The following is a 984-nucleotide window of genomic DNA, read 5'->3' as shown; positions in this document are numbered from 1 at the left end:
AATTTGGGTGAGTAGTTACACTTGCGCAATAAGGGGGGGTGTGGTCCAGATAAATCAAGTAGTTAGCAAAAAAAATTGGCGATTGAGGTAGAAGCTCTCCTGAATTGATCGGCGAGACTCCAGTGACCCCGTGGAGCATTTTCGGTGGATCTGGCGATTTGCTTCGCAAATTCCAAAGCGAGTTTGTAGACGTCGAGATTTTCGAAATCAAACATATAATGAGCCATTCCTTTACCCGATACACGAAACACGATATACGAAATTTTGCGCCAGCAATACTGAACATCAGCCTCGATATTTCCGTGTATCGTATATCGTGTATCGGGGCAAATTTTGCTGGCGCAAAATTTGCGCGCCTGGCAGGATTCGAACCTGCGACCCTCTGATTCGAAGTCAGATGCTCTGATCCACTGAGCTACAAGCGCAAGTCTTAAGTCATTTGAACTATCATCTTACCGGTCATACACAGAAAAGTCACTATCCCACCGGCTATTAATACGCCCGCAATGATGGCCGGGAAAGAATATTTAATCGGTATCTTAAAGATAGATGCGGCGACCGCCCCGGTCCACATTCCTGTCATAGGTAGGGGAATGGCCACAAAAAGTGCGAGCCCGATCGCCTCATATTTTTCGATGATCCCAGCCTTGCGCGATGTTCTTTTATAGAGCCAGTCAAAGAATTGCCCGAAAACTGGGAGATGACGGACACTGTTCGATACAGGTTCAAGAAGCAAAAGCAACGGGATCGCCGGCAACAGGTTTCCCGTTACAGCAAGGGTAAATGCCTTCAGCGGGGCCAGTCCCATGGCAAAGGCTGCAGGTATGCCACCGCGTAGTTCCGCAACAGGGAGCGCCGAGATGATTACGGTCACTAGTTCAGGAGGGAGGCCCCTAAGCCATATGATGAGCTGTTCCAGCATTTTCGTGTTCGCGTTTACCAGCCACCCTCAAGGTTTGCAATAAAAAACGTTAAGGAACATTT

Annotated in this window: 2 protein-coding genes and 1 tRNA gene; all 3 read right to left on the bottom strand. The window is 48.2% G+C overall.

Going from position 1 to position 984, the window contains the following annotated elements:
- Positions 1–62: 62 nt before the first annotated feature.
- The gene (locus COV46_07190) at positions 63–227 is read right to left on the bottom strand and encodes a hypothetical protein (GenBank protein ID PIR16741.1); all 165 of its coding nucleotides are present in this window, start codon (positions 225–227) and stop codon (positions 63–65) included.
- A gap of 121 nt (positions 228–348) precedes the next feature.
- Positions 349–425: transfer RNA gene (locus COV46_07185), tRNA-Arg, on the bottom strand.
- Between the two features lie 5 nt (positions 426–430).
- Positions 431–922 carry a ligand-binding protein SH3 gene (locus tag COV46_07180; GenBank protein PIR16740.1) on the bottom strand — a complete coding sequence of 164 codons (492 nt, stop codon included), beginning with the start codon at positions 920–922 and terminating at the stop codon, positions 431–433.
- Between the last annotated feature and the right edge of the window lie 62 nt (positions 923–984).

The sequence above is a fragment of the Deltaproteobacteria bacterium CG11_big_fil_rev_8_21_14_0_20_49_13 genome (assembly GCA_002796305.1).
Classification (GTDB): domain Bacteria; phylum UBA10199; class UBA10199.
The sequence above is the reverse complement of the archived record's forward strand: the minus strand, read 5'-3'. Positions and strand labels throughout refer to the sequence as shown.

Coding starts and splice junctions, on each gene's coding strand:
- COV46_07190 (PIR16741.1), bottom strand. CDS start 227: ATGGCTCATTATATGTTTGATTTCGAAAATCTCGACGTCTACAAACTC.
- COV46_07180 (PIR16740.1), bottom strand. CDS start 922: ATGCTGGAACAGCTCATCATATGGCTTAGGGGCCTCCCTCCTGAACTA.